Here is a 25,157-nt window from a genome sequence, read left to right on the forward strand (position 1 = left end):
GAGAAGTCAGGCGGCGGGGTGCTCGTCGCTGCTGGCAGCGGTGTTGCCCTCGGGTGCCTTGGTCTCCGGTGGGGGAGTGGTTGCCTTGCGGGCCTTCTTCGCACGCGGCTTGGGCGCGGGCTTGTCGAGTCCGGCGGCGCGCTTCTCGACGTCGGCCAGCTCGTAACCGTTGGCTGCCAGGAACGCCAGATAGCGCGCGGGGCCGGGGGTCACATTGCGCCAGGTGTGCGTGCCCATCTGCGCCTCATAGGCGGCGCAGCACTGGCCGACCGCGAGCATCAGCGCGCGGCCCTCCGTGACGTTCTCGGCGGCCTTGGCGCGGTCGGCCCGCATCCGCGCCTTGCCGCCGTTCAGCAGCTCGTCTGCCTTGGTGGGGGTGCGGTGGTCGCTGAGCCAGTGGCCCTCTTCGGCAATGGTCGCGACGACGAACGCGGCGCTACCCTTCGGCGCGCTCTTGCGCGTCAGGAACTTGACCACGAAGGCGGCGCGAACCGTCTCGGCGGATTTCCACGCCTTGTTGGACTCGATCACGTCACGACGCTCGGCGCGGGCGGCTTCTCGCTCGGCCTCACTCATGTCGGCGGCCTTCTTCTTGGTGCTGCCTCCGTAGCCGCCCGCCCAGCGATCGACGTGGCCGTGCGCCTTGGCGTCGGTGCAGACGTAGGTCGCGACCGTCACCTGCTCCTGCTCGTCGGCGGCGTCTTCGTCGTCCTTGGCGTCGGTCTCGATCCAGCGCCATTCGCGGGTCACGTAGGCGGCGTGTCCGGGGCAGTCGGCGTGCGTCTCGGGGGTGATCCGGTTGCCCTCGGCGTCGTCCAGCTGGTTCAGGCGCAGGATCGTCTTGTGGTCGTGCGGGGGCCGCTCGATCACAGTGACGCCGTCTGCGGTCAGTTGCTCCGCGAACGCCTTGATTGCCTCGCGGTCGTCACGCTTGTCGCGCTGCCGCTGCAACTCGTGGTCGAACCCGCTGCCCCGCTCGGCGGCAACGGTGAGGGCCTGGAGCGCGTCGGCATCCTGGTCGAACTCGGCGAGGGCGGCAGCCTGCTCCAAGGTGAGGAATCCCCAGCGTTCGGTCGCCTTGCTCGCTAGATCCGACCCGGCCACTTTCAGACCGGCATCGACCTCGGGCCGCTTGTAACCGGTCTTCTTGGCGATCTGCGCGGCGGACATACCGAACCCGGCCAGCTGCTCGAAGCCCTTCGCCCGCTCGGCCGCCGTGATGGCCACACGGTGATGGTTGGCCGACATCTGAGCAACGATCCTGTCGGCGTCCTCACGGCGGCGGGTGGCGAATGCCGGGATGGTCGCCTGCTTGGCCTCAATCGCGGCCAAGGTGCGGCGTTGACCGTCCACGACGACGTAATGGGCATCGCCATCGAAGTAGCCGACGACCGGAACAATGACGCCTTCCTCGCGCACGTTCGCGACGAATTCCTTGTCGACGTTTGCGTCCAGGCGCACGTTCGCGCCGATCTGGACCTGGCGCGGGTCAATAGCGACCACGGTCTCGGTGGCGACTTCTTCAGTGGGGGCTGTGCTCATGATTCCTCCTGAGTGGAATAGAAAAAGTGCTAGTGCTATCCTGCCCGCGCGCGCATACGGCCCGGGCTGGCTCTCGGGCGGCTGTGGACAACGCGGCGTGGTCACTGACCCTGTGGGAATCGCCGCTGCCAGCGGCGACGAGCGACTCGGCGCGGGCCTACTCTCGACCTGGCCGGCGCTGGCAGGGCGTGAACCCTCCGGTCGAATACCGGGAGGGTGTTAGGCCTCAGGGCCTGGCGCAGGCGGTCGACGACGACGCCGGCCTGTTCGGCCGCAGTTACCCTTTGGGGCGAAGTAGACAGAGCAGACGAGGGAGGTAGCTGGATGGCGCCTAAGCGCACACCAAGCCTGCCCGCCGGATCGGCGGCGTTCGCGGTGTACTGGGACCGGGCGACCTGGGATCTGTCGCGATCGGCATACATGGCCGACCTAGACGACCTGCCGAAGAGCCCGGACTCATGGATCGGGTGGTTTCAGTACGCCCTCAAGCGGCATGTGCGACGCAGCGCCCGGTCGCGGGCGGCACTCGAGGTGCCACCGCCGGACCGGAACCCGAGCGGTAGCCAGAAGGAACTCAAAGACGCGGGGGCGCCCCTCGATGGGTTCACCAAGACGCACGTCGTGCCCGAGGAGCTGCTGGACCAGGTCGAGCGGGCGATCGTCGACGACCGAGTCAAGGCCGGCCGGATGATCAGCCGCTCTCAGTTCGCCCGCGAGGCGGTCGTGGCGGCGATCGGCGAAACGCGCTCCAGGCGCGGGCGGCGTGGTTTGCCGCCGGCGCCGGACCGGTTGCCGAACCGGCCGCGCAGTCGGGCCTGAACTATGCCGGCGCCGGCCGACGCCGAACGGTGGGCCACCCGGCTGGCGGCCTCGCACGGAGTTGAGCTGGCCGGGATCACATGGGCCGCTGGCGCCGGTGGAGCGGCGCGGATGACGGACGCCGGTGCTGAGCTGACGCTCGCTCCCGAAATCCTCGTCGACGTCGCCACCATGCGCTTCCACGTCGCGCATGAGGTTGGGCACGTCGTGCTGGGGCACGCCCGGGGCCGCCGTCAGCAGCTCCGTGCCGCCGCGCCTTACCTGGCTGTCGGTGGCGCGGTCGAGCTGGCGGCGATCATCGGCGCGGCATTCTGGCGGTGGTCGATCGTGATGTTGCCGATCGCGTTCGTACTCACCCTGGCCGTGCTGGCCCGCCGGGTGGTGCTACCCCAGGAGCGTGCGGCCGACGCGTTCGCGGCCGCCAACAGAGCGCCGGCTTGGCTGGCGAGTCCGCCGGCGAAGGCTCGACTCATGGCGAGGCTGATCAAGACGCACCCGACCTGGGCGGAGCGGTCCGTCTGTGGACAACGATCGGCGGTCGAGTAGAAAGGGTAGTTTCAATCGAAAGCCATTCGTTGGAAGAATTTCGACCATGAACAACACTGCGGAAGCGCACGGCCCGACATCGACACCGATGAGCGTCTCTGATCTCACTCTGGGCGACGTCGGCCCTGATCTGATGCACATCATCGATGGCTCCGATGCTCACGTCGACGGAATCGGTGCCAGCGCCGACATGCACCCCGCCTTCGACCCGGCCGGTGCGATCCACGGCGAGAGCGGCCTGTTGGTGACATTCACCGATGCGCACGGCCGCAATCGCATCGCCGAGGTGAGCATCATCGCTCGGTGGCGTGAGAACGACTGCTGGCACTTGCACACCCAGGCTGGCGAACTCGGCCGAGAATGTCGTGACTGCGGGACTGTCGTGGAGGCCTCAGTGACGGGGTAGTGCTCAGCTCATCGGTGTGAGCTCAGCGCCGGCGGGCCTTGCGGAGGTCGCTGGTCGCCGGCGGCCGCGGGCCATCATGACCAGGCCGAGGATCACCAGCGCGGTCCGAACACTGCCGCCGGCCGGGCTCGCTGAAGCAGCTGCGGAGCGAGCTGCCGAAGGACCACGATCGGCAGCGCCAGGACGACGAACTCCTCGCCGATCGCGCCGAGCCAGATGCCACGCGCGATGTCGTACCAGAGAGCATGCGTCGCCGGATCCTGCGCCGGTTGCGATGGATTGATCCAGACCAACAACCAAAACCCTGCGAGGTCCAGGAGCAGAAGGACGCCGGCCACGAGCAGGCCACAGCCCGGCAACCGGTGTCGGCGGCCAATCAACCACTCGAGCAGTACGGGCCGCCCCAGTGACCAGGCAGCGCCACCGGCCAGCAAGAGCGCGACGACGAGGAGTGCAGCCTTGCCGGCGATGAGGACCCCGTCGCTGGACGAGCCCGAGCCTGAACCCGACCTTCGGGCGAGCCATATCCGTGGAGGAGGATCTGCACGGACAGCATCACCCCCCAGCCATATCCGACGACATACGCCAACACCGCCATCAGCAGCACCAGCCCGCTCTTGACCTCCCTGGCCACCAGCATGCCTCCCCTCCGAGTCAGTGTCGTGCTCTCACGCTAGAGGGACAGAGCGACAACATCTGTCGTCGCCGCAGATGACCGCCACGAGGCCCGCGAACGCCTTCGGGAAGTAAGACGCCCCGAGCAGCGGGCGGCTTGTCCACAGGGGCGGCGCGCAACCCAGCGAACCGCAGCACCGAAGGAGCACACTCGAAACATCTACTCTTTCTACTCGACTAGGGATATGACGTGAGCATCATCCAGACTCGAAAAACAGAGACAGCGCCACGGATCCGAGTGGGTTTCGCCCATCGAGTGGCCACGCCCTCGACCTCGCCGGCCGCCACGGCGTTGGAGAGCGCGGCGGCCGACTTCCTCCGCGCGAACGCCGCCTACCGCCAGGCGTATGCGACCTGGCGAGCTGAGCGTGAGAGTCGCCAGCCGGGGGAGTGCGTCACCTCAGCCGACGACCAGCGCCGCGACCGGCGACACCAGGCATTGTTCGCGGTTCATCGGCAACTTGACGCCGCGGCCGCGGCAGTCCGCCGTGAAGGCCGCCAGATCGACTACAGCCCGAGTGACGGCGACACCGTCCGCGTCTACGGGCCACGTCGTCAACTTCTCGGTCGCATGTGACGACAGCAGTGAAAGCCCAAGAAACAGAGGAGTATTCAACATGACCACGCTCACGAACGCCCACACGGTTCCCCAGGTGACGGACCGACCGAAAGTCACCTCGTGGATCCTGACCCCGCCGATCGGGCCCGCGGTCCCGGTCAACCTGATCCGGCACAGCGAGACATACCTCGAGCTGCGGCTGGGTACCGGTGAGAGCGCCTTCTCCGTTGCCCGTGGCCACCAGGACCCGCGATCGGGCTCCTGGGTCGTCGACATCCTGCTAATCGGTCACCGATTCGAGGTTGCCACTAGCGATGGCGCCGTTGCGATGATGCTGGGCAAGATGCACTCGCTCGTCAGCGGCGTGCTCAAACCCACGTGTTCGGCCGAACTCTGGTCGGCCGGCTGTTTGGCATGCGGGGTCTTGATCATCGAGAGCGCCAGTCTCGGTGAGGCAGAGTGGCTCGCCCGGACACACAACCGGGAGCACCACCACGGTGAGCCGGCCGCGGCCACCTACCTACGGATCCTGTGCGCCCAGTGCGGCGATCGGGACGCCACCACGGTGTGCAGCTGCGACGGTATGACGCCGGTCGCCGTCTGCGAACGATGCGCGTCGACCAGGAGCTCGTGATGCCCACCAAGGACCCGCGCTGGGCCAAACACTTCCGCCTCGACCAACACCGCGGGGTCTCCAGGTACGTCGACGCCGTGCCGATCCGGGCGCACATCGAGCAGCTGCGCGCGGCCGGCGCGTCCATGCGAGCGATCGCCGACAAGGCGGGTGTCTCCATCAGCCAGGTGAGCAAGATCGCCGGCGGGCAGGCGCACGTACGGCGGCCATACGCCGTCCGCATCCAGGCAGTCACCCCGGCCGCGGTTCTGGCTCGCAGCGGCGCCGACGACTTCGTGCCAGCGGTCGGGGCGCGCCGCCGGGTTGAGGCGCTCCAGGCTGTCGGGCACTCCTCGACGGCGATCGCCATGGCAATGGCGGACGGGGCCACCGCGGCTGCGGTGCGGAAGATCAGGTCCCACCCCGGCGAGTGGATCTCCCGCACCAATCACGAGCGAGTTGTGCGCGCGTACAACCAACTCTGGGACAAGCCCGGCACATCGCATCAAACCCTCGCCGCCGCACGACGATCCGGCTTCGCGGCACCACTGGCGTGGAACGACGAATCGATCGACGATTCTCGTGCGCAGCCATCGATCGATGACGACGCACACGACCTGGTCGACGAAGTCGCCGTCATGCGTGCAGTGGCCGGCGACCGTGTCGAACTCACCGCAACCGAGCGCGCCGAAGCGGTAGGGAGGCTGGCCGCGGCAGGGCTGTGCAACAACGAGATCGGAGCCCGCATCAGGGTCAGTGGCCGCACCGTGCAACGGATCCGCAAGGCGGCTGGCATCCCGTCCGGTTGGAAAGAGCCGGCGGCATGAGCGGCAAGCGGTTGAGCACGGAGCAGCGCGAGCTGATGCTCGGCCTGATCCGCGACGGGCTGCCCAGCCAGGAGATCGCCGACGCTGTCGGCGTGAGCACCTCGATGGTTCATTACTACGCCGTCCGGCACGGCATTGACCGTTCCCGGAAACCGGCAGCCTCACAGGCGATCGAAGCCGTCGTCCCGGAAGCCGCGGAGCCGCAGCAGTCCCTGGATTGGCAGGCCGACGCGCTCTGCCGGCAGACCGACCCGGAGATCTTCTTCCCGGAGAAAGGCGGATCCACCAAGGACGCCAAACGCATCTGCCACAGCTGCCCTGTCGCGGCCGAATGCCTCGATCAAGCCCTGGCCAATGACGAACGCTTCGGCATCTGGGGCGGCGTCCCAGAACGGCGCCGCCGCAAACTCGCACGCACACTCAAACAGTCCTGAAGAGGAGATACATGTCATGTCCACCAAGCAAGTCACCACCGAGACCACTCTGACCGTCGTCAAGCACCTCATCAACGGCCGCACGGACACCTTCATCGCCGAGGCGACGGGCCTCGCGATCACCCAGTCCAGGACATCAAGGTCACCCACGGCTACCCCGAGCTGGACAAGATGCAGTGGTCCCGCGACGCGCTCGAGAAGCGGATCAACGAACCCGCGGCAGCGACCGCGACACCAGGTCCGACCATCAGAGCCGTCGTGCCGGCGCGACGTCACGACCCTGTGCGTCCGTCCGACCCGCGTCCATCCGACCCGCAACTGGTCACCTCGACCGCACGCGAGGTCAAACCCTCCGCGAACGAGCTCATCGTCGCGGCCGCCAACTCACCGAAAGCGCGCACCCGAGCACTCGGGGTGAAAGTCGCTGGCCTGCTCGGTGACCTTAGCCAGCGCCTCGAGACAGAAGAGCGTGAGCAAGCCGCCCAAGCGGCCGAGAAGACCGCGAACGCCAAGAGGCTCAAGCGGATCGAGGAACTGGAAGCGGAGCTGAAGAAGCTGCGGTCGAAGACCCGAAGCACCAAGACGGCGCCGCCGCTGGGCGCGCCAGCACCAGAGGTACGCAAGTGGGCCAAGGGCCAGGGCATCGAGTGCCCGGACTACGGCAAGATCCCGAACACGGTGCGCGACGCGTACGACGCGGCCCACGTCGCAGCCTGAGCCGAAGAGGGCGAAAACCTATGAACCGCAGAGCAACCAGGATCATCTTGGTCGTCCTCCAACTGGCGTCAGCGGGGATCTTGATGCGAGCACTCACCGCGGTCGGCCTGTGGTGGATGGCCCCAGCTGTCGCCGTTGTGGTGGCGGGCGTGGTCATGCTGGAACTGCGCCCACGCAGGCCGTGGATCGTGCTCGACGACAACGGGCAGCCGGCGACCGGCCGTGACGCGGACCGGTACACCCAGTGGCGGGCCAGCCTGTGCGTGCACCAGAGAGCGGCCTGGGATGAAGCGCTGCGAGACGTCGTCGCGCGGAACCGGGCCGATAGGAAGGACGAACCATGATCTGCACCGGGTGCCGCGAGCCACACCAGCCGGCCGATTGCGAGGACGCCCGCCGCCCCGCCGACGCGCAACGATCGTGCTGCTGCCAGCACAAGCCCTACACGAAGGCGCTGGCCGCGCCAGCCACCGAGCCGGGCCGAGAACAAGCCGAGGCCGGCGGCGAATCCGAGGAGATGGGCCCCAGCAGAAGCCGCAGTCGAGGGTGACCGCCGTCGCTTCCCGGCGGCAGCTCACGGAAAGAGCCGGCGAAATTCTTACAACCCGATCGGTAATCACGACGTGGCCGGTGACCGCCAGGGACCGGCCAGCCGCCTTCTGGGAGATAGCAGCACGAAAGTGCACTGCTCGTCGACCAGGAGGAAGCCTTGAAATCGAACACCAGCGTACGAGTGCTGGCAGCTGCGGGGATGTTCACGCTCACCGTTGCCGGCACGGCATTCACACCGGCACACGCCGACACCGGTGGATCGTCGGTCACCAACCAGGGAGTGTCGCCCAACAGGGCGGCCGGCCAGGCGAAGCTGGCGGCCAGCCCTCGCGTCGCCCCGACCTACGCGGGCTACCAGACGAAACCGGTGACGTCGCCGAAAGGCGGATCACACTCGATCTGGTTCGGCCGCATGAACTATGCCGGGCTGCTGGTGTACTGCATCGACGGTGAGAACCTGGCACCGTCGCAGGCACCCTCCAAACCCGTCACCCGCACCCAGCAAGTGAAGCTGTCCTACCTGCTCAGCCGGTACGCGAACAGCTCCGACAAGCCCACGATCGGGGCACTGTCCTACATCTCGCGCCAGCTGCTGGACCCGGGCTGGTCCTTCGAGCAGAAGGCGTTCGGCACCCTCAGCACGACAGACCAGACGGCGATCAAGGCTCGCGTCGCCCAGCTGAACACCGAAGCAGCCGACTACGCCGGCGGATACAAGCCGGTGGTGACCAACGCGGCGGGCACACCCTCCACCGCCGGCACGGTCCGGACAGGGACAGCGACGGTCGGAATCACCTCAGCCACAGGGAAGTTCGTGCCCGGGGTGGCCTTCCGCGCCACCGCAACGGGCGCCACCTTCACCAGCGGAATCCGCACCCTGAAGACAGGCAAGAGCAGCAGCACAACCACGAACGGCACAACCTCCACCGCCGCGACAAAGCTGCCCTGGACGGCGACGCCGACAGCCAAGAACGGCGACAAGGTCACCCTGACCGGGTCCTTCACGGGCATCCCCGCGTCCACCTACTACGAATACGCGGCCCCGCACGTGGGGGAGCAGCGGGTCATCGGCGCGGCGCCCGCGGGAACAGGAGCGGGCACTGGCACACCGGTGACGATCAAGGTCGCGGCCCCGAAGGCGATCACCCGGGTGTCCACGCAGCAGTGGGTCCCCGGCAAGACCATCACCGACACGGTGATCACATCAGGTCTGGAATCGCAGAAGGTCGACATCACCGCAGCCGCAGCCGTCATGCGCCGCCCAGACGGGGTGGCCTCATGCGAGAACGTCGGCGTCGAGCAGTGGGAGAAGGCCTTCCACTCAAGCAAGGTCTCCACGATCTCGACCGCGAAAGTCACTGGGGTGGTGGCCAACACGGACGTGCAGATCCCGCTGCACCTGACCAGCAAGCTGCCCAGCGATGTCACGGCCGGCGAATGGTGCGGATCGATCAACGAGAACGTGTGGCAGGCGGGAACACAGAAACGACTGGTGGCCACCCAGTTCGGTGAGGTCAACGAGTGGGGCTCGCTGACCGTCGCGGCACCCAAACCGACACCCACGCCGACACCGCCCTCGACGAAGCCGACACCGCCCTCGACGAAGCCAACACCGCCCTCGACGAAGCCAACACCGCCGAGCTCCCAGCCGGTGATCCCGACCGATGGCCTGGTCTCGTTCGGTGGCCCGGACATGGCCGGGCTGCTCGTCGGCGCCGGCTTCCTCGGCGTCGGAGGCACCACAGCCGGTGTGCTGGCACGGCGCGCGATGCGCGGCCGCAACAACCGGCACTGACGTGGCACGTCTCGACACGGTCAAGGAGGTCGTCCAGGGCTACGCGCGGCGAGTGAGCGGCCCCGTGGCGTTGATCCTGGCCGGGGTGTTAGCCGCGGTGGTGGGTGGCGTCGGCATGATCGCTACCAGTTGGTTGAGATCACCGCCCGCCGCGGCGGCCGGAACCCCGGCACACACCTTCCAGACCAAGGACCTCAGCGCGGCGCCGCCGGTGTCACATTCGGACACACCGGCGGCCGCGGGTCCTCGTAGTAGTCGTGCGACGACGAGACGGAACCAGCACGCGGCCGGGTCGTCGTCGCAGGCCGCGCACCGTGCGGCATCGACGCGATCGCCTCGAGCGACGACGCCGGCGAAGGACACCAGCTCCCGGACGAAGCCCGCGCGGTCGACACCGGGCGGGCAGCCGCCGAGCACGTCTCACAGGGCACCGTCGCCGCCGGCGAGGAAGACACCGACGATGAGCCCAGACAGCGTCTGGATCCCGTCGTTGGGTGTCTCGGTCACCTTGCGCTCAGAAGGGCAATCCGGTGGCCTGGCATCCATCCCGGTCGGAAAGACGCGGGTCGGCTGGCTGAACTGGACGCCCTCGTTGACCGGCCGGGCCGGGACGACCGTCATCGCGGGACATGTGACGTACAACAACATCCCCGGCGCGTTCTACAAGCTCCCGCAGATCAAGGCCGGCGCCGTCGTCTACACCACGACGCACACCGGGACGGTCCAGGCGTGGCGAGTGCAGTCGGCGGCCACCTACCCGAAGGGCAAGCTACCGGCGACGGTATGGGCGACCGGGGGAGCGCACCAGCTCGCCCTGGTCACCTGCACCGGCAGCATCGGACGAGTCCCGAAGCAAGGCGGCTACGCCCACTTAGACAACTTGGTGGTGATGGCGAAGGCGGTGGCCACACGCTGACTCAAAAGGACCGCTCTGGCGCTGGCTGCGATGTTGATGACACGGGTGAGTGTCTGCGTTCCCTCCGGGTCCATCCACAGTCGGAGCACCGCGGCGGTTCCCAACTGACCACACCCGACAACGCCTGCGCTTACCGGGCTGTTGTGACGGATCACGCTCCGCATGACAGCACACTGCTGTGGTGGGAAAACGTTGACGGCACAGCCGAATTCGCGTGGGTCGGACATCACGAGGACCCGATGCCGAGCCCGAGGAAGGCGTAGATCAGCAGGCGCCGCAGATGCGGACGAGCACGGTGTAGTTCGTGCACTTGCACTAGTGCAGGTGCCTGAACCTACGAACGTCTGACCGCCAGCGACCGCGGTCGCGCCTTATGGCCTACAGGAACGTCATAGAGAGGAACTCTGATGGATGACCTGCCACTGCTACTCGCCGGGCCAGGCGATGTCGTTGCCGTCATGCCCCACGTTATCGGAGCACGCCCGGACGGCTCGGTCGTCGTGTTCCCCATCGACCCGCAGCGGCCGGTGGCGCGTGCTGACATTCCGGCGACGAGCGAGAAGTACGGCGACGTGGCGCAGGGGTTGGCGAAGTCCTTCGATCGGTTCGCCGGCGGACAGGTCCTCGTCCTCGCCTTCACGGACCAACTGGAGCGTGCCACCTCGGTCTGCGACGCCGTCGCCGCCGCGCTCGAACCTGCAACGTCAGTCGTCGATCGGATCGCGGCGCAGGGCGACTCGTGGCTGCGGCTCGGCGACACCAGGCCCGAAGCGGTCAACCAGGGATCGATCACCCAAGCAGACCGCGATCGCGTCGCCGTGGCCTTCATCGGCAGGGGCCACCGGCAACCTTACGATTCTCTGAGCCAGCTGCGGGCGTCGTTCGACCCTGTCGAAGAGGACCTGTCTGCGGCGGTGACGGCTTCCGCGGAACAAATGGACCTTGTTGGTGTCTGGGCTCCAGCCGCAGCCTTCGAGCAGCGGTGGATGACGCACACGATCGAGGGGTTCGTGGCGCGACCGGCGCCGTTGAGCGCGGACGACGCGGCGCGCTTAATCGGCGACGTACAGAATGTGCCTCGGCGCGATCACGCGCTGGGGCTGATGACCCACCAGGAGTCCGGCGCCCACGCGGCACTCTGGAAAGACCTGCTGACCCGATCCCCGGAAGATGCCCGCACCCCGGTGGCCAACCTGGCGGCATTCGGCGCGTGGCTGCACGGGGACGGGATGGGCGCACGGCTCGCCCTGGAGCGCGTCACCGACCCGACGAACAGCCTGGCCAGCCTGCTCGATACGGCAATCGATCGCGGCGTCGATCCGGCGGGCTGGACGCCACCAGTAATCGAACCTCTAGACGGTCAAGAAAGGCCAGGAGGACCGGCCGAGCGACACGACTCGCGGCGCGAACCGCCCTCTCGGGAGGGTCCTGATCGGAAAGGGCCGCCACGATGAGTCGGCGGGCGACACCCGGCGAGACCTACTGGGCGCTGATCTCCACCGATGGGCACGAGGTCGATAGTCCGTGGGTGACCGTCCTCGGCAGCCATTGGGGCGTAACCGTCGACCCGGGCCGGCACCAAGAGCACGGGGGCAGGGTCTACACGAGCCGGGAGCGGGCCGCAGAATGGCAGGCGAGCCTTCCGGACGGAACGGCAGGTAAGCCGCTGGAGACCGCCCAGGTCGACTATCTGGGTGGGAGCTATTTCAAACGCCACGTCGACGATCTCGAATCGCCTGCCAGCGAACGAGTCACGCCCGTCGCGACCGATCCGCGCCGGGACAGCCCGGTCGCCGGCAGCGACCACCATCCTGTCAGGAACAACCTGAGACGCTGAGCAAGGAGCAACCATGCAGAACCAGAAACAGTGCACCGCCGAAGCACACTTGTGCACGCTCCTCGACGACGGCGACGAGAACAGGTCTCACCCCGAACCGGCGACCGATCAGACCACGGTCACCGGCTACGTGGTCGACCTCATCTTCCCGACCGAAGACGGCCCCAACAGCTGAACGTCCACGCGCAGTTGGCCGCTGGGGGCACCCGGCCTGCCTTAGGGGTGCAAAGAATCTCAGTGTGACAAGCCCCTGGAGGTGGGCTCGGTGACCGAGATCGGTCAACCGGCAATGCACTACCCCGACGTGCTGCACATGCCGCCCTGGGAACCGCTGCTGCTGGGCGTCGACGGCCAAGAACCGGGAAGCCAACCAAGCCCGACTGGTTAGCGCCGAACGCATTGTGCAAGCTCTGGCCGCGCACGGCGGCGACATGGCTCAAGCAGTCCAAGATCCGCGCGTCGTCGAAGGAGTGCGCGATCAGCTCGGGTATCGGCCACGGGGGGGGGAGGACGTCTACGACTATGAGGACGACATGATCCCCTCCGGCCAACACCGGTTCAACCAGCTCGAAGTCGCGATCGCGCACTGGGCGAAGTCCGAACCGCGGTCAACGAGCTACGTGCCGGCGTCGGCGTCGAACCCATCGACGGGAAGCACCTCCTGGCAGCGGCCGGGGGCCGAACCCAGGAACAGTCTCGAGGTCGCCGAGGCTCGCGCGGTGTCTCACGGGAAGGGCGCCGCCGCAGAACGGCAGCACGTCGTGACTGCCGACCCCATCACCGCGCTGCAGCCCGGAGACGCACCATCGTTCTAGATCACCGCTGCCCGTAGAGCCCGTTCAGATCGGTGCGGACTGGTCGCAGCATCGAGCCCGGAACCCAGCGCTGAACGACTACTGGATCGGGTGATTGCTCGATGTCGATCGCCTCGATAATCAGCGCGCGAACCAGCGGTAGGAGTGGCGTCGCCAGGAAAGCACGTACACCTGCCGGGGCATGTCGTGCGGGTGACTGCCCTCCCGCAACCACGCATGGCGGGTGCGAGAAGGCGCTGACCAGGTTCGCTCGTTCCGGGGCTGCCCCACTGGCGCATTATCGAACAAATGTCTGTATGTAGGAAATGGCCGACAGAAAGCCCGCGTCGTCCTTCGGGACTGTGTCGGGCGATACCGACCGCCCACCCGCTGAAGGGAACAGCCGTGGAACGCGCCATGCTGCGACTGGCACTCACGGTCTGTGTGATGGCCCTCTGGATCGTCACGCTCCCGCGGATCGCCCCAGGATCATCGCCTGGTGGCAGAACATGAACCTGGAAGCACATTGGGCTCTCGCAATCCTCGTGCTCGCCGCGCTCATGACGAGGGCTACCGTTCGCCGGGCCTTTCGGGTAACGAACACGCTCGATTACGAGCGAGTGGCCCGATCGGTATCGATGCCCGCGCCAGCCCGAGTCGCCGGCGCCTTCCATGAGTCATCGGACCGCGCCAACTACTCCCCACAGGTGTGGCAGCGGATCTGCCGGCACGAAGCGGCGCACGTTATCACCCTCGTCACGCGAGGGGGCACCTCGCGGTCGGTTCGACTCATGCGCGACGGCCTCGCGGCCGCCGGTGTCTTCGGTGGCTTCGATACCAACCTCACCGCGCAGGACCGCGCCTGGAAACACCTGGTCTGGAGCCTTGCCGGCTCCGTCATCGACGACGTCCACGACGAAGGCAGCAGTAGTGACATCACCAACGCCTTCCAGCATGTCCCGACCATGCTGTCCACCGGCCGACACCCCGAGGGTTACCAGGGCGAACTGACGATGGATCAGCTGATCATCGGTGCACGGGCACAGGCCCGCCTGCGGAGGAGCACCGCGATGTGCTGGAAACGTTGCCGAGCTCATGCACTCCCAGTGTGGCGTACTGCGGGCACGAGACCAGCAGTCCCTCGCCCCCGTGATCGGTCCAGCGATAACTCGGCGGCGGACGCTGTCTGACCTGGGTTGACCGCCGCATCACGCAGCGTCGGCCGACTGGTCACCGGTCAGGATGTGACCGCCAGGCCCCGTCGGTGCGCCTTCGGGAGGTCACACCCAACGAGAGGAACGCGATGAGCAACGAAGCTGCCGAGGGAGAGGCGCGAGACCATGGCCCAGAGATACAGTCCGAACGTCGCTCGGCCGTCATTGGCGCCGCCGAGGATGCCCAGGGTCGCCACCGGGTTGCCGAGGGAGAGGCCAGGGCCAGCGGGCGCAGTGGCGCCGAGCACGAGCGGGCCGCCGCCTGGGCGTACGACGACCCGTCGTCGAGCTACGGTCCGCGGCGCGGAGGCGGAAGTCAATCTCGTTCGTGAGGCAGGACGCGACCACGCGCCTCGCGAAATCCCCATCAGCCCGTTCCCTGAAACTGGGCGACCGTGTAAGGAGGCTGCGAGTGGCCGAAGCGCAACCAGTGCGCAGCAACCACAGCCTCATGCTCGCCGATTGGCGCCACCAGGTTCGACAACACCGTGACCGCCTCGATCGCCGAGCGCACATCGCATTCGGCCACGATCAGTAGTTCGTCCTCCATCGTCATGACGCAAGCACCGCCCGGTCGGGCACCACCGTCGCCGGCACCGACCGCAGCCGGTGCACCCGGTGCAGAACCCGCGGCGATCGCCGCCCTCGCTCCAGGAACCGGCACAGCGCGTCTCCGAGGCCCGCAGCGGCCACGAACTGGTCGGCCTCGTCCTCGCCCGCCAGTGCCACCTGCTGCTCTGCCCACGGCACGGTGTACGACAACGCCACCACGGCGGCGCCGATCAGCCCGAACACGGCCTGGCCATCGGTGAACCCTTGCACCAGGGCGACGGCACCGGTGACGAATCGCACACGCCAGGCGAAGGCAGCCAGCGGGAACCTGCCGAACACCCGGTCGAGGCCGCGGCTGACAACCTGAAGCAGCCGCCAGGGCAGCATCCAGAACTCCAGTGCCACGTCGTAACGGCACTGGGCCAGCCGGATCCGGCCGATCGCATGCGCGAGAAGTGCCGCGGCTTCATCGGGTCGGATCCGGCCACTGGCGATCGCCTCGACCAGACCCTGCGAGATGACCACGGTCCGCCGTCCTGCGGCACCGACGCGGACGCCGGCCGGCCGGTCACGCACCAGCAGTTGCACCGGAGTCGACACCAGGTTGAGTTCCTTGAGCACGGCGACCACCGGACGCAACGCGGCCAGCTCGTAGTCACGCGGTTTGCGCGCCCGTGCCAGCCACTGGACGGACAGGCTCTCGCCACACCCGGAGAGCAGAGCACCGAACGTCGCCAGGCCCACGACGAACAACGCGGCACCCGCCACAGGGTGTGCGAGTGCGCCCACGACGCACGTGACGAGGGTGCTCACCACCATGCCGGCACCGTCGGATACGGCCCGGCACACCTTCCGTCGACTCCTCATCGTCACCACTTCCTTTCTTCAAGCACTAGTGCAGGTGCCTTGATCTGGTGGCTGGTTGCCGCCAGAGCAAGCTGCGCTCCTTAGGGCTTGCAGAACCAAGTCTCGCGTGCACCCCGGACACGGCGCGGAAGTTATCCACAGGCGACCACCGCGTGGAGCGGGAGAAGGCGACTACCTGGCTGGATTACTGGAGACCGAACGAACCGAAGGAGACGCATCCCGTGACGACCCCGCCCCTGTTGCCGCACGACACCCAGGAGACGATCGCTGCTATCGCGAGGCTGCTGCATCATGCGGCCGACCGGACCGCCTGCCAGGCGGCCACCGAAGGCTCGCGCTCAGAGCTGCACGTCCTCGGCCTGGGCATGCACGTCGCGGCGGCGGAGGCCGCGTTGCTGGTGCCGGCGGATCTGGACCCGTACTGGCCGCAGCCGACCCAGGCCGACCCGCTGGAGCTGCTGCGGATTGCCGAACGGCTTGCCCGGGCCGTGCCCGTCAACGACGAGACGGCCGGTTTCTCCCAGGTCGTCGTTAGCCTCACGGATCTATTGCGCGAGGCCGGCTCGTGAGCACGTCGACCACGGTGGATCAACGATCGATCGGCGAGCTGCTGCTGGATGCCGACTACCAGGCCCGGAAGTTGCTGCTCGATGTCGACGGCGCCGATGCCGCCGCGATGCTGCGGACGTGGGGCGAAGTCGTGCAGGCAGCAGGTGACCTGTGGTCCTCCCTGCCGTCCACGCCGTACGTCAGCCCGCTGGACGGGGCCACGATGCAACGCCTGGAGACGATGAGCCAAGCCCAGCACAGGGCACAGCTGGCCCGAGACTGGCCAGGCGACGGACCACCCGATGAGCGACTGCTGGGCATGGCCGAAAACCTTCAGCGGGCCGCCGAGCTGGCCGCCGGCCCAGGGCGTCGCGTCACGCCGCGGTCCCCTGCCGCGTACGACGACCTCGACGCGGCCCGGATGCGGGTGATGCACACCCTGTACGTCGGCGCGCACGCCGTCGGGGTCGCAGTGCACCAGCACGTCAATGAGGTCCGGGCAACCGTGAGTCGGCACGCATCCGACCGGGAAACCCGTGACATCCCTCGAGGGCAGGACGCCGCCACCCGGCTAGCAGCTTTCGAACAACTCGCCGGCGGCTTCGTGGGCAACAGATTCAGCCACGTCATGGCCGGAGAGCACTACACGCCACCGACCGGCACCGGACGGCTGCACCAGGCCCTGGTCAGTTGGGACATCCAGGCGCACCGAACCCTGGCCGTGACTCCGAGCGCACCGAACCTGCACCTGGCCGCCGGCACCCAGGCCATGATCGCGACGGCCAGCACAGCGATTCTCGACGCCGCAGCCACCGCAGGTCGCGTCAACGGCGAGGACTACCAACACCGGCTCGCACCAGCGCTCGCTGCCAACCAGCAGTCGTGGGCCAAGGCAGCCAACCGCTGGGGCACGCTCAGCAGCAGGGGAGAACGCGCCGATCCGGCACTCGTGCACGCGGCCAATGAAGTCCGCGCAGCAGTGCACGAGATCGCCTTCGATCACACACGATGGGCCACGCCGGACGTGATGGCCGGCCGCATCGATCTGGCCGAGGCAGCCGCCACCGTCCAGCAGGCGATGATCGCCGGCGCTGAACTCGCCTGCGTGCACCGAGATATTGCCGAACGGGAACCGGACCTGACCGGATCCGCCCGGACCATCGCGGCATGGAGCCGTGAAGCGGGCATAGACGACGAGATCGCACTCATCTCGCCCGGCGATGTCTACGCCAATCGGGCCGTCAAACTCCCCGACCTCATCCGGCAGGCTCTGGTCGCCGATGCCGAGCAGCTCATCGACGTCAGCGAGGCCACCATGGCAGTGGCGGGAGCTCTGGCAGACGTGTCCCGGCGGGAGTCCGCCCCGGCACCAGGACGCCCGCAGTGCAGATCGGAAGAAAGGGACCCAGTGCGCATCCCAGCACCTGGGCGGCCACCGACCGCAAGTCGGTGACAGGCACCGACGACATCCGCCCGTGCGGTGCTGTACGAGGTATCCATGACCGGCAGGTGCGACGTGAGTCGCCGATTGCTCAACGTATTTCGCGATTGGTCCTGTTGCGGGATCGTCGCGCCAGCACATGGTGAGCAGTCGTGCGGTAGGTACGCAGGATGGGCGGCTTACTCCGACGAGCGGATGCTGGTCGGGCCAATCGCAGGCTGTTTCCGCTGTGCCGGTGGTGCTGGGGTGCACGAACGGGCGTCCGGTTTGTGCTGTTAGCCAGACACGCCAGCTGTAGCTTGTTGAAGAGCGCCGCAATTCGAGGGCGTCGGGTCCGCCGGGGTAGACCCTGGCATGCGACGGCCAGCGGTTGGCCGGGCTCGGCGAACGGGTCGATACCGTTGATCTGGATGGTGGGGGAGCCGGTGAATCCGTACCGGTCGGCGTCGCCTTGGTTGGAGACCACGCGGAGGTCGAACGGCACCGAGGCCAGGCCGGCCTCGTCGAGTGCCTGACGCGGCAAGGGGTTTGGCAGGCTGCTGGTTGGGGCAGTCCGATACAGGTGCACTTGGCACACGGCAGGGCACGTCGTGTCCGGGACCGGCGGTCGGGAACGGGTGAGGCCCCTCCATGTAGGTGCGGACGCGGTCCGCGCGTGGAGCGCTGCGCGTGCACGCCGTCTTGAAATATGAGACAGGTGGTGTCTCATATCCGGCCGGGTTGTGCGGGCTCTTTCGATTTCCGCGTTGTTGGTGCGGATCTTCGCCAACCGGCGGAACGCCGCGGAATTATTACGGAATGGTCACGGCCTCGCGGTAAGCGTTGATCGCGAGAGCCGCCGGGGGCTGCCGACGGCCTATGCACGGATACCTGGGAACAGCTTGGGAAACGGCGTCGCATGCGCCATAGTCGGTGACCGTGCCGCTGGCGCTTCGGGGAGTCGGCTGCGTGAACTGGGTGGGGCACTCGGCCCCAGGGCAACGGCGCCCGAGCCCGCATCGTCATCTATTGCAGTCCACCGGAAGGTCCTTTGCCTCATGGGTTCGTACTCCCCGCGCCACCTCAAGCGTGAGCCGAAAGTTCTGAACAAGGTCGGTCGCCGCAGCGTGGCCGTCGTCGCCGCGGGCGCCGTCGTCGTACCGCTGGCCGGCATGGAGAGCGCCTCTGCCGCTCCGAGCGCCGGTCTGGCGCAGGCAGGTCACGTGCAGGCCGCCGGTCACGTCCAAGCCGCAGCGGGTCACCTCGCCACTTCCGTCCGCGTCGGTCCGACTGTGCAGTACGGCTCCCGCGGCGCCGCTGTGAAGACCGTCCAGCGCAAGGTCGGCGGCCTCGCGGTCGACGGCATCTTCGGCCCGCGCACGAAGGCCAAGGTCAAGTCGTTCCAGCGCTCGCACCGGCTTGTCGTCGACGGCATCGTCGGCCGCCACACCTGGACTGCTCTGGGCGGCTACGGCGGTGCGCCGACGACCAAACCGAAGCCGGCACCGAAGTCCAACTCCTCGATCGTGTCGATCGCGATGGGCCTGCGCGGCACGCCGTACCGTTGGGGCGGTACCACCCCGGCCGGTTTCGACTGCTCGGGCTTCACCCAGTACGTCTATCGCCAGGCGGGCAAGAGCATCCCGCGGACCGCGTCGGCGCAGGCGGCCGCCGCGACGCGCGTGTCCAACCCGCGCCCCGGCGACCTCATCTTCTGGGGCTCGCCGGCGTACCACAACGGGATCTACCTCGGGAACGGCAAGATGATCGCCGCCCGTACCCCCGGCACCGTGGTCAGCGTGCAGAACCTGTGGGGCAGCCACTACTTCGCCCGCATCTGAGCTCGGCGCCTAGGCGCCACACAAGGACGAGAAGCCCCATCGGCCCCGGAGGTCGGCGGGGCTTCTCGCCGCCGTAACGCGCGCGGCAATCGGCACCGCGACTTTGCATGTACAGCCATCTCATATGCTGAGATTTACTGAGACGTGTTCGAGTTCGGCGTGTTGTTCGAACAATTTTCGCGTCGTGGATGTTACAAGCCGGTCACGACCGCCCCTTTCGTTGAAATTGCAACACTGGGCCACTTCCGCTCCGCCAGCCCCCGCCAATTCACTTGAATCACACCAGTCACAACCGCCACCTGGGCCCATCCGTACCCAGGAATCGCGTCTTTCACAGACGTAGTGGCACCGGCATAGTCAGTGCTCGTGCAGCGCCTGCTTCGGGGAAGGAGTAAGGCGACATCGGGGGATGCCACGGCACGCGTGACATCCCCTTTGCGCGTTTCTGGACTGAATGAGCACCGAGAGGGTCACATGACCACGATCACTACTCCGAGACATCGCAAACCACGGCCTGGCCTGTCAGCCAAGGTCGCCCCGGCGATCACCTCCCGCAAGGGGTTGGTGGTGACTGGAACGCTGCTCAGCGTCCCGGCCACCGCTGCCAGCCTCGTGCAGGCCGCTCCGTCGTATGCCGATCCCGGCAGCGGCACGAGCGGTGCGTCAGGGCAGCGCAGCAGCGCATCGACGAGCGGTGTGCGCACCGCCGCGCCGACCACCGTGGTTACCGTGCGCTACGGATCAACAGGCAGCTACGTCAAAACTGTGCAGCAACGGCTGGGCGGACTGGCGGTCGACGGCATCTTCGGGACACGCACGCTGGCGAAGGTCAAAACCTTCCAAAGCGCGCATCGCCTCGTTGCTGACGGCATCGTCGGACCGTTGACCTGGACGGCCCTCGGTGGCTTCCCGGGCTCCACGCCAACGCCGATGCCGACGCCACCCACACCGCCACCGTCGTGCAAGGTCTCCGTGCTTCGGTATGGCGCCACCGGCTCGTACGTCTCCAGCGCCCAGGGCAAGTTGGGCGGGATCGCGGTCGACGGCATCTTCGGCGCCGGCACGCTGTCGCGGGTGAAGTCGTTCCAGCGCAGCAAGGGCCTCGTCGCGGACGGCATCATCGGTCCGATGACGTGGAACGCGCTGGGCGGCTTCCCATGCGGCACCGACCCGACGCCGACTCCGCCACCCCCGCCGTCGACCGGTGAAGGCCTCTCAGCAGTCGTTTCGATCGCCCAGAAGTACCTGGGTATTCCGTACGTCTGGGGCGGCTCCACGCCGTCGCAGGGCTTCGACTGCTCAGGGCTCACGTCATACGTCTACAAGCAGGCCGGCCTCTACATCCCCCGGACGGCCAGCCAGCAGCAGGCGTACATGAAGAGAACCACCAGCCCGCAACCGGGTGACCTGGTCTTCTTCGGCTCACCGGCGACCCACTCGGCCATCTACGCCGGTGGCAACCTGATGATCTCCGCCGACCACCCCGGCACCGTGGTCAAGAAGGAAAACATGTGGACGACGCCCACGAACTACGGCACGTTGCGCTGACGCACCGGCGCGACTCCGGTCCACCCACGCGGCCACGGTCACTCCTTCGAGTGGCCGTGGCCGCGTCTTTGTGGTGAGGACACCCCGAGCCGCGTTGATTGGTATGGCGGGGAGTGCGATTGGAATCGAACCGGACTGCTACCGGTGCGAGCGGGACGGCGAACTGCGCGCCCTCGCTTTGCGACGATGGTGCGCATCGGCGAAGTTGGGTCGTCAGTCTTGACGGCGGTCCGTGAGGGTGCGGATGGCGCAGCGCGCGAGACAGGCCGCTGCCCACCAAGCCACGGCGCTGGCCCCTCGCGCCGCAGTCTGGCGGTGCGAAAGGCCAGCAGGCGAACGTGTGATTCTCATAACGACGACCGGAACCCTTTGAGCCGGAGGCTGTTTGAGACCACGGAGACGGAGGAGAACGCCATGGCGGCTCCGGCGAGCATGGGGTTGAGTAGCCCGACTGCGGCGATCGGGATCGCGATCACGTTGTAGCCGAATGCCCAGAAGAGGTTGCTCTTGATGACGCCGAGGGTGCGCCGGGACAGGCGTATGGCGTCACCGGCCACCCGCAGGTCACCGCGTACGAGGGTGATGTCGCTGGCCTCGATGGCGACGTCGGTGCCGGTGCCCATCGCCAGGCCGAGGTCGGCCTGCGCGAGTGCCGCGGCGTCGTTGACTCCGTCGCCGACCATCGCGACAACGCGTCCGTCTGCCTGCAGTCGCGTGACCACGTCGACCTTGTCGGCCGGCAGCACCTCTGCGTAGACGTCCGCCGCGTCGATGCCGACCTGGCCTGCGACAGTGTGCGCGACGCGTTCGTTGTCGCCGGTCAGCAGGATCGGCCGCAGCCCGAGATCGCGCATCCGGCGGATCGCCTCCGCGGAAGTGTCCTTCACCCGGTCGGCCACAACCAGCACCGCACGAGCCTGCCCGTCCCAACCGACCGCCACCGCGGTCTGCCCACGGCCGGTCGCTTCGTCGAACGCGGCTTGCAACCTCTCATCGAGATACTGCGACCACTGGTCCAGCAGCTGCGGGCGACCGACCAGCACCGCGTGGCCGTCGACGATGCCCTGCACGCCGAGGCCTTCGATGTTGGCGAAGTCCTCGACCTGGCCGAGTGCCCCGGCTTCGCGTGCCGCGTCGGCGATGGCGCGCGCGATCGGGTGCTCGGAGGCGTCCTCCAGTGCGCCCGCCATACGCAATACGAATGCCGGGTCCTCACCGGCGGCTACGTGCGTGTCAGCGAGGGTCATCTCACCGGTTGTGACGGTGCCGGTCTTGTCCAGCACGATGGTGTCGACGGTGCGGGTCTGCTCCAGCACCTCCGGGCCTTTGATGAGTATGCCGAGCTGGGCGCCTCGGCCGGTGCCGACCATCAGCGCGGTCGGGGTGGCCAGGCCGAGGGCGCACGGGCAGGCGACGATCAGCACCGCAACTGCCGCGGTCAGTGCGCCGGCGGCACCGGCACCCGTGATCAGCCATGCTGCGAACGTGCCGACGGCGATGGCGATCACGACGGGCACGAAGATGCCCGAGATGCGGTCGGCGAGCCGCTGGACGGCGGCCTTGCCGGTCTGGGCGTCCTCGACCAGCCGGGCCATCTGCGCCAGCTGGGTGTCGGATCCAACCCGCGTCGCGGCGACCACGAGCCGGCCGGACGTGTTGACGGTTGCCCCGACGACCGCGTCGCCGGCCGCAACCTCGACCGGGAGCGATTCTCCGGTCAGCATGGAGGCGTCCACCGCCGAGCGACCTTCCTCCACGATCCCGTCGGTGGCGATCTTCTCACCCGGCCGGACGACAAATCGATCGCCGACGGCCAACTGTGACACCGGGATTCGCTGCTCGACACCATCGCGAAGTACGGCGACATCACGAGCGCCCAGGTTGAGTAACGCCCGCAGTGCCGCGCCGGCGTTGCGTTTGGACCGGTGCTCCAGGTAGCGGCCGAGCAGGATGAAGGTGATGACGCCCGCGGCAGCTTCGAAGTAGATGTTCGAGGTGCCGTCGCTGCGCTCGATGGTCAGCTCGAAGGGGTGGCGCATGCCCGGCATACCCGCGTCGCCCCAGAAGAGCGCGTAGACCGACCACGCGAAGGCGGCGAGCGTGCCCATCGACACCAGCGTGTCCATCGTGGCGGCACCGTGCTTGAGGTTGGTCCAGGTCGCCCGGTGGAAGGGCAGCGCGCCCCAGACCACCACGGGCGCGGCCAGCGTCAGCGAGAGCCACTGCCAGTTGTCGAACTGCAGCGCCGGGATCATCGCCATCGCGACCACCGGGATCGAGAGTATGGCGGAGACGATCAGCCGGTCGCGCAGGTCGCGCAACGCCGAATTCGCCTCGGAACCATCGGTGTTCGCATCGTCGTCCTGGGCGTCGGACTTCGGTGGTGCGGGGAGCCTGGCGCCATACCCCGCGGACTCGACGGTGGCGACCAGGTCGTCGGTGGTGAGGCCGTCGCCATACGTGACCTTGGCCTTCTCGGTGGCGTAGTTGACCGTGGCGGTCACGCCGTCGAGCTTGTTGAGCTTGCGCTCGATGCGGTTGGCACACGAGGCACAGGTCATCCCGGTCAGGAGCAGCTCGACATCGGTAGCTTGGGAGATTTGGTCAGGGACCGTCGCTTCAGTAGCGGTGGTTGCCGGCGAGTCAGTGGTTGTGCTCATCGGCTCCTCCTTTGTCCTCGATTGCGTTGGGTGTCTGGGCCCGCCGTGTGCGGATAGCTCCGCCTGGCCGGGCGGAGCTCAGGCGAGGGCGTAACCGGCCTCGCGGACGGCAGCTTCGACCGTGTCGTGGGGGACGGGCTTGTCGGATTCGAAGGTCAGCTTGCCGGTGGACAGGTCGACCACCACGTCGCGGACGCCCTCGATCGCGGTGACCTCTTCGGTCACCGATGCCACGCAGTGACCGCACGTCATACCCGTGACGGTGTAGGACGCAGGCGCCGTACCGATCGCGACCGGTTGGGCGGTGTCGGTGGTGTCGGTTGCCTCGGTGCCGCAGTTGCAGGAAGTGCACATGGTGATGGGTGTTCCTCTCGTTGAATTTCTTGGTGGTACGTCTTCAGGTTGGGTAGCTGGACCGCTCGCGAAGGTGGTCCGGGTGTCGCCTGTGGGATGTGGCGTGTTTCGGTTCAGCTGCGGACCAGTCGGGAGATGGCGTCGGAGGCTTCCTTGAGTTTCTCGTCCGCCTCCGGACCGCCCTGGCGTGCCGCGTTGACGACGCAGTGCGCCATGTGCTCATCCAGCAGCCCGAGCGCCAGCCCCTGCAGGGCCTTGGTCATGGCAGAGACCTGGGTGAGGATGTCGATGCAGTACTGCTCTTCCTCGACCATCCGCTGCAGGCCGCGGGCCTGCCCTTCGATGCGTCGCAGCCGCTTCAGATAGGTGTCTTTGGTCTGGTTCGCGATATAGCTGTGCTGGGAGGTGCCGGCCTGTGGTGGGGCGTCGGCGGTCGTATCGGTCTTGGTCATCGTCGGCCCCTTCGGAGGTGGGATAACAGTCTCAACATCATACCCCCTTGGGGTATTCCTGAATGCTGATCATACATTACCCCCCTAAGGTATAAACGAGTTACGCTCTCACCGACGCAATGTGACGTCGGCGTCGCAATCGGGTTGGTGACCGAGAGCCTTGGGTCGCAGCTCACTTTCGACCCGCCGAAGAGTTCGGCGGCCGCGAGAACCGCGAGCTGTTGCTGTGACTGGGACGATCAGTGGACACGAAGGGAGCAGGTGATGGGCGACTTCGTCAGCATCCTGGCCGCGTTGGGGCTCGTGCTGCTCGCCGCGGTCGTGGTCCTGGTCGCCCACCGCCTGCTCACGGTGGGCACGACCAGTGAACCGGTGGCGCCCTACCTGTCTGGTGCCCGGCCGACGGAGCATGCGTTGTCTCGCTACCACGTGCGCTGGTACACCCTGACGTTGCTCTTCCTGGCTTTCGATGTGGAGATGCTTTTCATGTACGCCTGGGCGCTGGTGGTCGCAGAGATGGGCGCGGGCGCGGTGGTCGAGATGTTCGTCTTCCTCGGGTTGCTGATGGCGGGGGTCGTCTACGCGTGGCGGGAGGGTGCTCTGCGATGGGTTTGAGGACCTCGGCCCAGCGACTACTCGCGGGGTGGGCTGCGCGCCGGCCACATGTA

General features: G+C 67.5%; 29 protein-coding genes. 20 read left to right on the top strand and 9 right to left on the bottom strand.

All coding sequences use genetic code 11. From position 1 onward, the window contains the following. Nucleotides 1-6: 6 nt before the first annotated feature. Nucleotides 7-1,542, bottom strand: coding sequence for a ParB/RepB/Spo0J family partition protein (locus N2M23_RS13535; protein ID WP_246242762.1), 1,536 nt, complete (start codon nt 1,540-1,542; stop codon nt 7-9). Nucleotides 1,543-1,866: 324 nt separating this feature from the next. On the opposite strand from N2M23_RS13535, the gene N2M23_RS13540 reads away from it, so the two are divergent. The 3 genes from N2M23_RS13540 to N2M23_RS13550 all read left to right on the top strand — a co-directional run bounded on the left by N2M23_RS13540 (nt 1,867) and on the right by N2M23_RS13550 (nt 3,313). Next, complete coding sequence (locus tag N2M23_RS13540; protein WP_171157370.1) at nt 1,867-2,361, top strand: ribbon-helix-helix domain-containing protein; 495 nt, start codon at nt 1,867-1,869, stop codon at nt 2,359-2,361. A 111-nt stretch (nt 2,362-2,472) separates the two neighbouring features. Then, nucleotides 2,473-2,907, top strand: a complete 435-nt coding sequence (locus N2M23_RS13545; RefSeq protein WP_171157372.1) for a M48 family metalloprotease — start codon at nt 2,473-2,475, stop codon at nt 2,905-2,907. A 46-nt stretch (nt 2,908-2,953) separates the two neighbouring features. Then, nucleotides 2,954-3,313, top strand: coding sequence for a hypothetical protein (locus N2M23_RS13550; RefSeq protein WP_171157374.1), 360 nt, complete (start codon nt 2,954-2,956; stop codon nt 3,311-3,313). A 92-nt stretch (nt 3,314-3,405) separates the two neighbouring features. Here N2M23_RS13550 and N2M23_RS13555 read toward each other — a convergent pair whose 3' ends face one another. After that, on the bottom strand, nt 3,406-3,651 hold the full coding sequence (locus N2M23_RS13555; RefSeq protein WP_265446213.1) for a hypothetical protein: 246 nt from the start codon (nt 3,649-3,651) through the stop codon (nt 3,406-3,408). A gap of 527 nt (nt 3,652-4,178) precedes the next feature. Here N2M23_RS13555 and N2M23_RS13560 point away from each other — a divergent pair. From N2M23_RS13560 to N2M23_RS13590, 7 genes are all read left to right on the top strand, one after another. Beyond that, nucleotides 4,179-4,565 (top strand): hypothetical protein, encoded by a 387-nt coding sequence (locus tag N2M23_RS13560; protein WP_171157378.1) that lies wholly within the window; start codon nt 4,179-4,181, stop codon nt 4,563-4,565. A 40-nt stretch (nt 4,566-4,605) separates the two neighbouring features. Then, nucleotides 4,606-5,181, top strand: coding sequence for a hypothetical protein (locus N2M23_RS13565; RefSeq protein ID WP_265446215.1), 576 nt, complete (start codon nt 4,606-4,608; stop codon nt 5,179-5,181). Continuing rightward, nucleotides 5,181-5,987 carry a helix-turn-helix domain-containing protein gene (locus N2M23_RS13570; protein WP_265446217.1) on the top strand — a complete coding sequence of 269 codons (807 nt, stop codon included), beginning with the start codon at nt 5,181-5,183 and terminating at the stop codon, nt 5,985-5,987. Before N2M23_RS13565 ends, N2M23_RS13570 begins: the two co-directional genes overlap by 1 nt. Before the next feature lie 104 nt (nt 5,988-6,091). Beyond that, a complete protein-coding gene (locus N2M23_RS13575) occupies nt 6,092-6,421 on the top strand; it encodes a WhiB family transcriptional regulator (protein WP_171158498.1) in 330 nt (109 codons plus the stop codon). A 171-nt stretch (nt 6,422-6,592) separates the two neighbouring features. After that, nucleotides 6,593-7,138, top strand: coding sequence for an Lsr2 family DNA-binding protein (locus tag N2M23_RS13580; protein WP_171157384.1), 546 nt, complete (start codon nt 6,593-6,595; stop codon nt 7,136-7,138). An 83-nt stretch (nt 7,139-7,221) separates the two neighbouring features. Then, a complete protein-coding gene (locus N2M23_RS13585) occupies nt 7,222-7,482 on the top strand; it encodes a hypothetical protein (protein WP_171157386.1) in 261 nt (86 codons plus the stop codon). Nucleotides 7,483-7,847: 365 nt separating this feature from the next. Beyond that, nucleotides 7,848-9,485, top strand: coding sequence for a hypothetical protein (locus N2M23_RS13590; protein WP_171157388.1), 1,638 nt, complete (start codon nt 7,848-7,850; stop codon nt 9,483-9,485). 39 nt (nt 9,486-9,524) lie between these two features. Here N2M23_RS13590 and N2M23_RS13595 read toward each other — a convergent pair whose 3' ends face one another. Beyond that, the gene (locus N2M23_RS13595; RefSeq protein WP_265446218.1) at nt 9,525-9,902 is read right to left on the bottom strand and encodes a hypothetical protein; all 378 of its coding nucleotides are present in this window, start codon (nt 9,900-9,902) and stop codon (nt 9,525-9,527) included. Nucleotides 9,903-9,905: 3 nt separating this feature from the next. After that, entirely contained in the window at nt 9,906-10,106 is a 201-nt protein-coding gene (locus tag N2M23_RS13600) for a hypothetical protein (protein WP_246242943.1), read from the bottom strand. Between N2M23_RS13600 and N2M23_RS13605 the strand changes: the two genes are divergently transcribed. The 5 genes from N2M23_RS13605 to N2M23_RS13625 all read left to right on the top strand — a co-directional run bounded on the left by N2M23_RS13605 (nt 10,021) and on the right by N2M23_RS13625 (nt 14,222). Next, a complete protein-coding gene (locus N2M23_RS13605; protein ID WP_246242773.1) occupies nt 10,021-10,401 on the top strand; it encodes a class F sortase in 381 nt (126 codons plus the stop codon). The two genes, N2M23_RS13600 and N2M23_RS13605, sit on opposite strands and share 86 nt — an antisense overlap. Before the next feature lie 407 nt (nt 10,402-10,808). Then, nucleotides 10,809-11,855 (top strand): DUF4192 domain-containing protein, encoded by a 1,047-nt coding sequence (locus N2M23_RS13610; protein WP_171157391.1) that lies wholly within the window; start codon nt 10,809-10,811, stop codon nt 11,853-11,855. Nucleotides 11,856-11,929: 74 nt separating this feature from the next. After that, nucleotides 11,930-12,238 (top strand): hypothetical protein, encoded by a 309-nt coding sequence (locus tag N2M23_RS13615; RefSeq protein ID WP_171157393.1) that lies wholly within the window; start codon nt 11,930-11,932, stop codon nt 12,236-12,238. Nucleotides 12,239-12,251: 13 nt separating this feature from the next. Continuing rightward, nucleotides 12,252-12,413, top strand: a complete 162-nt coding sequence (locus N2M23_RS13620) for a hypothetical protein (RefSeq protein ID WP_171157395.1) — start codon at nt 12,252-12,254, stop codon at nt 12,411-12,413. Between the two features lie 1,128 nt (nt 12,414-13,541). Then, complete coding sequence (locus N2M23_RS13625) at nt 13,542-14,222, top strand: hypothetical protein (protein WP_171157400.1); 681 nt, start codon at nt 13,542-13,544, stop codon at nt 14,220-14,222. A 391-nt stretch (nt 14,223-14,613) separates the two neighbouring features. Here N2M23_RS13625 and N2M23_RS13630 read toward each other — a convergent pair whose 3' ends face one another. Together N2M23_RS13630 and N2M23_RS13635 are read right to left on the bottom strand one after the other, a co-directional pair. Next, the gene (locus N2M23_RS13630) at nt 14,614-14,802 is read right to left on the bottom strand and encodes a hypothetical protein (RefSeq protein WP_171157402.1); all 189 of its coding nucleotides are present in this window, start codon (nt 14,800-14,802) and stop codon (nt 14,614-14,616) included. Continuing rightward, nucleotides 14,799-15,617, bottom strand: coding sequence for a hypothetical protein (locus N2M23_RS13635; RefSeq protein WP_171157404.1), 819 nt, complete (start codon nt 15,615-15,617; stop codon nt 14,799-14,801). Before N2M23_RS13635 ends, N2M23_RS13630 begins: the two co-directional genes overlap by 4 nt. A 269-nt stretch (nt 15,618-15,886) precedes the next feature. Here N2M23_RS13635 and N2M23_RS13640 point away from each other — a divergent pair, with 269 nt between their 5' ends. The 4 genes from N2M23_RS13640 to N2M23_RS13655 all read left to right on the top strand — a co-directional run bounded on the left by N2M23_RS13640 (nt 15,887) and on the right by N2M23_RS13655 (nt 21,023). Next, a complete protein-coding gene (locus tag N2M23_RS13640; RefSeq protein ID WP_171157406.1) occupies nt 15,887-16,234 on the top strand; it encodes a hypothetical protein in 348 nt (115 codons plus the stop codon). After that, nucleotides 16,231-17,667 carry a hypothetical protein gene (locus N2M23_RS13645; RefSeq protein ID WP_171157409.1) on the top strand — a complete coding sequence of 479 codons (1,437 nt, stop codon included), beginning with the start codon at nt 16,231-16,233 and terminating at the stop codon, nt 17,665-17,667. The genes N2M23_RS13640 and N2M23_RS13645 overlap by 4 nt, the downstream gene beginning before the upstream one ends. Nucleotides 17,668-18,692: 1,025 nt before the next feature. Beyond that, on the top strand, nt 18,693-19,475 hold the full coding sequence (locus N2M23_RS13650; protein WP_171157410.1) for a C40 family peptidase: 783 nt from the start codon (nt 18,693-18,695) through the stop codon (nt 19,473-19,475). 474 nt (nt 19,476-19,949) lie between these two features. Beyond that, nucleotides 19,950-21,023 (top strand): C40 family peptidase, encoded by a 1,074-nt coding sequence (locus N2M23_RS13655; RefSeq protein WP_171157412.1) that lies wholly within the window; start codon nt 19,950-19,952, stop codon nt 21,021-21,023. A gap of 347 nt (nt 21,024-21,370) precedes the next feature. Here N2M23_RS13655 and N2M23_RS13660 read toward each other — a convergent pair whose 3' ends face one another. The 3 genes from N2M23_RS13660 to N2M23_RS13670 form a co-directional block, all read right to left on the bottom strand. After that, the gene (locus N2M23_RS13660) at nt 21,371-23,683 is read right to left on the bottom strand and encodes a heavy metal translocating P-type ATPase (protein ID WP_171157415.1); all 2,313 of its coding nucleotides are present in this window, start codon (nt 23,681-23,683) and stop codon (nt 21,371-21,373) included. A 78-nt stretch (nt 23,684-23,761) separates the two neighbouring features. Continuing rightward, nucleotides 23,762-24,037 (bottom strand): heavy-metal-associated domain-containing protein, encoded by a 276-nt coding sequence (locus tag N2M23_RS13665; protein ID WP_171157417.1) that lies wholly within the window; start codon nt 24,035-24,037, stop codon nt 23,762-23,764. A gap of 113 nt (nt 24,038-24,150) precedes the next feature. Further along, nucleotides 24,151-24,489, bottom strand: coding sequence for a metal-sensitive transcriptional regulator (locus tag N2M23_RS13670; RefSeq protein WP_171157418.1), 339 nt, complete (start codon nt 24,487-24,489; stop codon nt 24,151-24,153). Nucleotides 24,490-24,753: 264 nt separating this feature from the next. Here N2M23_RS13670 and N2M23_RS13675 point away from each other — a divergent pair, with 264 nt between their 5' ends. Next, nucleotides 24,754-25,104: an NADH-quinone oxidoreductase subunit A gene (locus N2M23_RS13675; RefSeq protein ID WP_171157420.1), complete on the top strand. Its 351-nt coding sequence runs from the start codon at nt 24,754-24,756 to the stop codon at nt 25,102-25,104. Nucleotides 25,105-25,157 lie beyond the last annotated feature (53 nt).

The organism is Flexivirga meconopsidis (genome assembly GCF_026162425.1).
Taxonomy (GTDB): domain Bacteria; phylum Actinomycetota; class Actinomycetes; order Actinomycetales; family Dermatophilaceae; genus Flexivirga; species Flexivirga meconopsidis.

Excerpts from the sequence above, each read along its gene's own strand:
- N2M23_RS13535 (WP_246242762.1), bottom strand. The coding sequence starts at position 1,542 with ATGAGCACAGCCCCCACTGAAGAAGTCGCCACCGAGACCGTGGTCGCT.
- N2M23_RS13540 (WP_171157370.1), top strand. The coding sequence starts at position 1,867 with ATGGCGCCTAAGCGCACACCAAGCCTGCCCGCCGGATCGGCGGCGTTC.
- N2M23_RS13545 (WP_171157372.1), top strand. The coding sequence starts at position 2,473 with ATGACGGACGCCGGTGCTGAGCTGACGCTCGCTCCCGAAATCCTCGTC.
- N2M23_RS13550 (WP_171157374.1), top strand. The coding sequence starts at position 2,954 with ATGAACAACACTGCGGAAGCGCACGGCCCGACATCGACACCGATGAGC.
- N2M23_RS13565 (WP_265446215.1), top strand. The coding sequence starts at position 4,606 with ATGACCACGCTCACGAACGCCCACACGGTTCCCCAGGTGACGGACCGA.
- N2M23_RS13570 (WP_265446217.1), top strand. The coding sequence starts at position 5,181 with ATGCCCACCAAGGACCCGCGCTGGGCCAAACACTTCCGCCTCGACCAA.
- N2M23_RS13575 (WP_171158498.1), top strand. The coding sequence starts at position 6,092 with ATGGTTCATTACTACGCCGTCCGGCACGGCATTGACCGTTCCCGGAAA.
- N2M23_RS13580 (WP_171157384.1), top strand. The coding sequence starts at position 6,593 with ATGCAGTGGTCCCGCGACGCGCTCGAGAAGCGGATCAACGAACCCGCG.
- N2M23_RS13585 (WP_171157386.1), top strand. The coding sequence starts at position 7,222 with ATGCGAGCACTCACCGCGGTCGGCCTGTGGTGGATGGCCCCAGCTGTC.
- N2M23_RS13600 (WP_246242943.1), bottom strand. The coding sequence starts at position 10,106 with ATGACGGTCGTCCCGGCCCGGCCGGTCAACGAGGGCGTCCAGTTCAGC.
- N2M23_RS13610 (WP_171157391.1), top strand. The coding sequence starts at position 10,809 with ATGGATGACCTGCCACTGCTACTCGCCGGGCCAGGCGATGTCGTTGCC.
- N2M23_RS13620 (WP_171157395.1), top strand. The coding sequence starts at position 12,252 with ATGCAGAACCAGAAACAGTGCACCGCCGAAGCACACTTGTGCACGCTC.
- N2M23_RS13625 (WP_171157400.1), top strand. The coding sequence starts at position 13,542 with ATGAACCTGGAAGCACATTGGGCTCTCGCAATCCTCGTGCTCGCCGCG.
- N2M23_RS13630 (WP_171157402.1), bottom strand. The coding sequence starts at position 14,802 with ATGACGATGGAGGACGAACTACTGATCGTGGCCGAATGCGATGTGCGC.
- N2M23_RS13635 (WP_171157404.1), bottom strand. The coding sequence starts at position 15,617 with ATGGTGGTGAGCACCCTCGTCACGTGCGTCGTGGGCGCACTCGCACAC.
- N2M23_RS13650 (WP_171157410.1), top strand. The coding sequence starts at position 18,693 with ATGGGTTCGTACTCCCCGCGCCACCTCAAGCGTGAGCCGAAAGTTCTG.
- N2M23_RS13655 (WP_171157412.1), top strand. The coding sequence starts at position 19,950 with ATGACCACGATCACTACTCCGAGACATCGCAAACCACGGCCTGGCCTG.
- N2M23_RS13660 (WP_171157415.1), bottom strand. The coding sequence starts at position 23,683 with ATGAGCACAACCACTGACTCGCCGGCAACCACCGCTACTGAAGCGACG.
- N2M23_RS13665 (WP_171157417.1), bottom strand. The coding sequence starts at position 24,037 with ATGTGCACTTCCTGCAACTGCGGCACCGAGGCAACCGACACCACCGAC.
- N2M23_RS13670 (WP_171157418.1), bottom strand. The coding sequence starts at position 24,489 with ATGACCAAGACCGATACGACCGCCGACGCCCCACCACAGGCCGGCACC.
- N2M23_RS13675 (WP_171157420.1), top strand. The coding sequence starts at position 24,754 with ATGGGCGACTTCGTCAGCATCCTGGCCGCGTTGGGGCTCGTGCTGCTC.